The organism is Streptomyces sp. 8P21H-1, assembly GCF_013302945.1.
On record NZ_JABTYA010000213.1, the window covers coordinates 1 to 6,524 of the forward strand.

Here is a 6,524-nt window from a genome sequence, read left to right on the forward strand (position 1 = left end):
CCGGTGGCCGGCCCGGTGGTCGGGCGGCCCACCGGGCGGCGGTCCGCCCGGCACCGACGCGCCGCCGTGTTCTCACCCGTGCCAGGACCTCCACAGCGCCGCGTACGCGCCGTCCTCGGCGACCAGGTCGTCGTGGCTGCCGAGCTCGGTGATGCGGCCGTTCTCGACGACGGCGATGACGTCCGCGTCGTGGGCGGTGTGCAGCCGGTGGGCGATGGCCACCACGGTGCGGCCCTCCAGGACGCGGGCCAGGGAACGCTCCAGGTGCCGGGCCGCCCGCGGGTCGAGGAGCGAGGTGGCCTCGTCCAGGACCAGCGTGTGCGGGTCGGCGAGCACCAGGCGGGCGAGCGCGATCTGCTGGGCCTGGGCGGGCGTGAGCGCGACCCCGCCCGAGCCGACCTCGGTGTCGAGACCGTCGTCCAGCGCCCGCGCCCAGCCGTCGGCGCCGACCGCCCCCAGGGCGGCCCACAACTCGGCGTCGTCGGCGTCCGTGCGGGCGAGGAGCAGGTTGTCGCGCAGGGCGCCCACGAACACGTGGTGCTCCTGGTTGACCAGCGCCACGTGGGAACGGACCCGTTCCGCGGACATCCGGGACAGTTCGGCGCCGCCCAGTGCGACCGTGCCGGAGCGCGGCGCGTAGATGCCGGCGAGCAGCCGGCCCAGCGTGGACTTGCCGGCACCGGACGGGCCGACCAGGGCCAGCCGGGTGCCGGGCGGGACCTCCAGGGAGACCTCGCGCAGCACGTCGACGCCGGCCCGGTAGCCGAAGTGCACATCCCGCGCGTGCACGTCCCGCCCGTCGGGGGCCAGCGACCCGTCGCCCGCGTCCGGCTCGATGTCGCGGACGCCCACCAGCCGGGCCAGCGACACATGTGCCACCTGCAGCTCGTCGTACCAGCGCAGGATCAGGCCCACCGGGTCGACGAGCATCTGCGCGATCAGTGCGCCGGTCGTCAGCTGGCCCACGTCGATCCAGCCCCGGAGGACGAAGTACCCGCCGATCATCAGGACCGAGCCGAGGACCGTGACGTGCGTGGCGCTGACGACGGGGAAGAGCACCGAGCGCAGCCAGAGGGTGTACCGCTCCCAGGCGGTCCACTCCCTGACCCGCCGGTCCGAGAGGTCGATGCGGCGCGCGCCCAGGCGGTGGGCCTCGACGGTGCGTCCGGCGTCCACGGTCTCGGCGAGCACGGCGGCGACGGCGGCGTAACCGGCGGCCTCGGAGCGGTAGGCGGACGGCGCGCGTCTGAAGTACCAGCGGCAGCCGACCACCAGGAGCGGGACGGCGACCAGCACCGCGGGCGCGAGCGGCGGCGCGGTCACGACGAGTCCGCCCAGCAGCAGCGCCACCCACACCACACCGATGGACAGCTGCGGCACGGCCTCGCGCATGGCGTTGGCCAGCCGGTCGATGTCCGTGGTGATCCGGGACAGCAGATCGCCGGTGCCGGCCCGTTCCAGGACGCCGGGCGGCAGCCCCACCGCCCGTACGAGGAAGTCCTCGCGCAGGTCGGCCAGCATCCGCTCGCCGAGCACGGCCCCGCGCAGCTGCACCTGGCGTACGAAGAAGGCCTGGACGACGAGGGCGACGGCGAACAGCGCGGCGGTGCGCTCGATGTGCACCTCGCGCGCGGCCGCCGCGCCGTCGGAGACGTGCCGGACGAGGGAACCCAGCAGGTAGGGGCCGACCATCGAGGAGACGACGGCGACGGTGTTGACGGCGACGAGGACCAGGAAGGCACGGCGGTGCCGTCGGAACAGTTCGGCCACGTAGGCGCGTACGGTCGAGGAGGCTCCGACGGGCAGGGTCTCCGCCGTCGTCGGGGCCGCCGGGTCGTAGGCCGGTGGCGCCACGCCGATCATGCTGTCTCCTCGATCTCTTCCAGCTCTTCCAGTTCGTTCAGTTCGTCCAGCTCTTCCAGCTCTTCCAGCGCTTCGAGTTCCTTCAGACGGCCCAGTTCGTGCGCGGCGGCCTCGTCGTCGGTCTCACGGGTCACCACCGCGCGGTACCGCGCGTCGGTGTGCAGCAGGTCGCGGTGCACACCGACCGCCGCTACCTCGCCCCCGTGGACGAGCACGACCCGGTCCGCGCGGTCCAGGAGCAGCGGCGACGAGGTGAGGACCACCGTCGTGCGCCCCTGCCGCAGGGCCCGGAGCCCGTCGGCGATTCGCGCCTCGGTGTGCGAGTCGACCGCGGACGTCGGTTCGTCCAGGACCAGCACGCCCGGAGCGGTGACCAGCGAACGGGCCAGCGCCAGACGCTGGCGCTGGCCGCCCGACAGGGACCGGCCGCGTTCGGTGATGCGGACGTCCATCGGGTCGTCCGCGTCCAGTGCTCCCTGCGCGAGCGCGTCCAGGACGTCGCCGCACTGCGCCGCGGACAGGGCCGCCTCGGGACTGACGTCTCCCGAGGCGGGTACGTCGAGCAGTTCGCGCAGCGTTCCGGAGAGCAGGACCGGGTCCTTGTCCTGGACGAGGACGGCGCTGCGGGCGGACGCGAGGGGCAGCTCGTCGAGCGGTACCCCTCCGACCAGCACCGACGGCAGTTCCGAGGAGTCCGCCGGATGACCGCCGAGCCGTTCGGCCAGTTCGCCCCCGGCGTCCGGGTCACCGCACACCACGGCGGTGAGACGCCCCTCGGGCGCGAGCAGCCCGGTCGCGGGGTCGTACAGGTCCCCGGCCGGTACGACGGCCTCGCGTGTCCCCTCGCCGTCCGTGGCCCTCTCCAGCGACAGCACCCGCGCCGCGCGTCTGGCGGAGGGCTGGGAGAAGGAGTAGGCCATGGCGATCTCGGTGAAGAGCCGCAGCGGATAGGTGAGGATCATGACCGCGCTGTACACGGTGACCATCTCGCCGACGGTGATCCGGCCCTGGCGGGCCAGGTTCACGCCGTGCCAGACGACAGCGATCAGCAGCAGACCGGGCAGCAGGACCTGGACAGCGGAGATCAGCGACCACATCCGGGCACTGCGCACGGCAGCGTGGCGGACCTCCTGCGAGGCGCGGCGGTAGCGGTCCAGGAAGAGTTCCTCGCCGCCGATGCCGCGCAGTACGCGCAGGCCGGCGACGGTGTCCGAGGCCAGCTCGGTGGCGTGCCCCGCCTTCTCCCGCTGGAAGTCGGCGCGGCGGGTGGCGCGGGGCAGCAGCGGCAGCACCGACAGCGCCAGGACGGGCATGCCCACGGCGACGACGACACCGAGCGCCGGCTGGTAGACGACCAGGGCGGCGCAGACGAGCACGATCGTCACCGCGGCGGCGGTGAACCGCGACAGGCCCTCCACGAACCAGCCGATCTTCTCCACGTCACCGGTGGAGACCGCGACGACCTCGCCGGCGGCCACCCGTCGCGTCAGCGCGGAGCCCAGCAGCGCGGTCCTGCGTGCCAGCAACTGCTGGACGCGCGCGGCGGCGGTGATCCAGTTGGTGACCGCCGCCCGGTGCAGCATGCTGTCGCCCAGCGCGATGGCGGCTCCGCACAGGACGATCAGTCCGCCCGCCAGACCCAGTCGCGCACCGGAGCGCTCCACGACGGCCTGGACGGCGAAGCCGACGCAGAAGGGCAGCGTGGACACGGACGCGAAGTGCAACAGCCCCCAGAGCAGGGCCTTCCCCTGCCCGCCGAGCTGATTCCGGCCGAGCCACAGCAGGAACCTGGGCCCCGAGCGTGTGTCCGGCACACCCGGGTCGGGGTACGGAAGGTCTTGAATCTGCATGACGTTCCAAAGGGCTCGGGGTACGGAGCTCGGAGTACGGAGCGGGGGCAACAAACCGTGCAAGGTTCGCGTCGCGGCGTGTCAGCAGGCAAACGGTTTTCCGTCAAAGGGTCAAGTTTCGGCCCGCAACGCCCGGAATCGGCAAGGAAGCCGAGGGGCGGACGCAACCGCGTGGATCGCGGTGCGACGATGGACGGCATGCGAATACGCGGTGCGAAGCGCACGACGGCCGTGGCCGCGGTCCTGGGTGCCCTGGTGATGCCCCTGGCGGCCTGCGGAGGTCCGGACGGCGGAGGCGGGAAGAAGAGCGACGGGCGGGCCGGCGACGGGGCACGGCCCGAACAGGCGCGCACCGTCGACCTCAAGCGCATCCCCGGCGTGGGGGACAGGCTGCAGAAGCAGATCCCCGCCGGCTCCCGTCAGGTCGTCGCGGTCTACGGACAGGGCGAGGACTCGGCGGACTCCACGATCGTCCTCTACACCAAGTCCGGCTCCACCTGGGACAGGACCCGCAGCTGGAAGGGGCACAACGGCAAGAAGGGCTGGACGACCGACCACCGCGAGGGCGACAAGCGCAGCCCCGTGGGGGTCTTCACACTCAGCGACGCCGGCGGCGTCCTGGCCGACCCCGGCGCCGAACTCCCCTACACGCAGTCAGCAGGCTTCCAGGCCCCGCACTACTGGGCCAAGTCCCACTGGCACGACTTCGACTACGTCATCGCCATCGACTACAACCGCGTCAAGGGCACCTCGCCCAACGATCCGACCCGTCCCGAGGGCCGGTCCAAGGGCGGCAGCATCTGGCTGCACATGGACCACGGCAGCGGTACGTCGGCGTGCGTGAGCCTGTCCAAGTCGGGGATGGAGTACCTGCTCCGCACCCTCGACCCGGACCGTGACCCGGTCGTGGTGATGGGCGACAAGGCGCACCTCAAGGCCTGAGGGCCGGGGCCGCGTTGCGGGACGGGCCGACTCCCCGTAGAACACCGCCCATGAGAAGACGGATTATCATGTCCATGCTCACCGAAGCGGCCCTCGTGGCGAGCACCCTCCTCGGAACGGGCCAGGCGTCGGCCGCCCGGCCCGCCGACCCGCCCGCCGAGTTCGGCACCGACTGGCACGACCCCCTCACCGCCGCCCCGCCCGTCACCAGGCCCGCGGGGCGGTCCTGCGAAGTGACGGTCGCCGAGGCGCGGTTCCGCGACTTCACGCCCTACAGGGGCACGTACGCACCACCGCGCGGCTGCGGCGACCGCTGGAGCAAGGTCGTGCTGCGGCTCGACGGCAAGGTCGCGGGACGGCAGTACGACCGGCTCGGCCACCTGCACATCGGCGGCGTCGAGATCTTCCGTACCTCCACCCCGCAGCCCTCGCCCGACGGCATCGAGTGGTCGGTGGAGAAGGACGTCACACGCTACAGCGACACGTTCCGCGGGCGTCACGACGTCGAGATGCTGATCGGCAACGTCGTCGACGACACCTACACGGGCGTCATCGACGTCAAGGTGACCCTGACCTTCTACGCCCCCGGAGGGCGGGCCGGGACCACGGAGCAGCGGGCCGGGACCACGGAGCAGCGGACGGAGGCCGTGAAGGCCGCCGTCCCCGACCGGGTGCTCACCCTCCGGAACGGCACCCTCACCACCCCCCGCAACAGTGAACGCATCGTCGCCGAGGTGTACGCCACGGGGTCGGGCGGCGGCTGCGAGGAGTACTGGTACCTGACGGTGCCCGACGCCGCTCCCTACTCCTGCAAGGCGTCCGGCGGCCCCTACCGCGAGGTCCAGATCAAGGTCGACGGCGAACTCGCGGGCATCGCCGCGCCGTTCCCGACCGTATGGACCGGAGGCTGGTCCAACCCCTTCCTCTGGTACGTGATCCCGGGTCCGCGCGCCTTCGACGTCAAGCCCGTCGAGTACGACCTGACGCCGTTCGCCGGACTGCTCAACGACGGCCGCCCGCATCGGATCGACGTCTCCGTGGCGGGCGTTCCCGAAGGGCAGAGCGGCTGGAGCACCCCGGTCAACGTCCTCGTCTGGCAGGACGCGAAGAGCGCGCAGGTCACCGGGAGGCTCACCGCCCACGAGGCCGGTGCCCTCGCGAACTCCGCCACCCACACCCCCGGTCGGGAACACCGCCTCGACACCGCGGCCGGGCACCGGCTGAGCGTGTCCGGGTACGTCGACACATCCCACGGCCGTGTCACGACCACGGTCGGGCGCGAGCTGGCCCACACGTCCGTGCACCGCTGGACCGAGGGCGAACAGACGGACGCGCTCGAGGGGACCTGGACCGACGACGAGAGGGTCACGGTGGACGGACGCGGGCCCGCCGTGACGACCCGCACGGACCGCACGTACGCCATGGACGGCACCACGACGCTCGGCGCGGGCGACCGGCTGCGGACCGTGCTGTCCCTGGGGGACCGGGCGGACACGGTGGAGACACGCGGCGGCCGGCGCACCGCGTGGTCCCGGCTCGACGACGGCTACACGGGCGACGCGACCTACACCGCGAACGTACCGCGCGACCAGCGGCACGCCGTCGCGACGACGAGTGAGCGCTATCGGCTGTACGGCTCGGACGGGTGCTACGACCGGCGCCTGGTGACCGTGCAGGGCGTCCTCACGGCCGTCGATCGCCCTGCGGTCCGCGGGAGCGGGAGCCCTTGCCGGGCCGCTCCCTCCTTCGCGCCCCGCGGCTGAAGTCCGGGATCGCCCGCCGCGCCCCGGAAGAGCACGCCGAGCGTGGTTCCGCCCCTGGGGCGACGGCGGGCGTGGGGGCGGGAGCGACCGGTCCGGCGTCCACCGG

At 72.9% G+C, this 6,524-nt stretch carries 4 protein-coding genes; 2 read left to right on the top strand and 2 right to left on the bottom strand.

The features are described 5' to 3' along the window. Positions 1 to 72: 72 nt before the first annotated feature. Entirely contained in the window at positions 73 to 1,863 is a 1,791-nt protein-coding gene (locus HO151_RS03615) for an ABC transporter ATP-binding protein (protein ID WP_173894662.1), read from the bottom strand. Continuing rightward, on the bottom strand, positions 1,860 to 3,713 hold the full coding sequence (locus tag HO151_RS03620; protein WP_173894663.1) for an ABC transporter ATP-binding protein: 1,854 nt from the start codon (positions 3,711 to 3,713) through the stop codon (positions 1,860 to 1,862). Before HO151_RS03620 ends, HO151_RS03615 begins: the two co-directional genes overlap by 4 nt. Before the next feature lie 198 nt (positions 3,714 to 3,911). Here HO151_RS03620 and HO151_RS03625 point away from each other — a divergent pair, with 198 nt between their 5' ends. Both HO151_RS03625 and HO151_RS03630 read left to right on the top strand, forming a co-directional pair. After that, positions 3,912 to 4,655, top strand: coding sequence for a hypothetical protein (locus tag HO151_RS03625; protein WP_173894665.1), 744 nt, complete (start codon positions 3,912 to 3,914; stop codon positions 4,653 to 4,655). Positions 4,656 to 4,705: 50 nt separating this feature from the next. Continuing rightward, positions 4,706 to 6,418: a peptide-N4-asparagine amidase gene (locus tag HO151_RS03630; protein ID WP_173894664.1), complete on the top strand. Its 1,713-nt coding sequence runs from the start codon at positions 4,706 to 4,708 to the stop codon at positions 6,416 to 6,418. The last annotated feature ends 106 nt before the right edge of the window (positions 6,419 to 6,524 follow it).

Coding starts and splice junctions, on each gene's coding strand:
- HO151_RS03630 (WP_173894664.1), top strand. CDS start 4,706: ATGAGAAGACGGATTATCATGTCCATGCTCACCGAAGCGGCCCTCGTG.
- HO151_RS03625 (WP_173894665.1), top strand. CDS start 3,912: ATGCGAATACGCGGTGCGAAGCGCACGACGGCCGTGGCCGCGGTCCTG.
- HO151_RS03620 (WP_173894663.1), bottom strand. CDS start 3,713: ATGCAGATTCAAGACCTTCCGTACCCCGACCCGGGTGTGCCGGACACA.
- HO151_RS03615 (WP_173894662.1), bottom strand. CDS start 1,863: ATGATCGGCGTGGCGCCACCGGCCTACGACCCGGCGGCCCCGACGACG.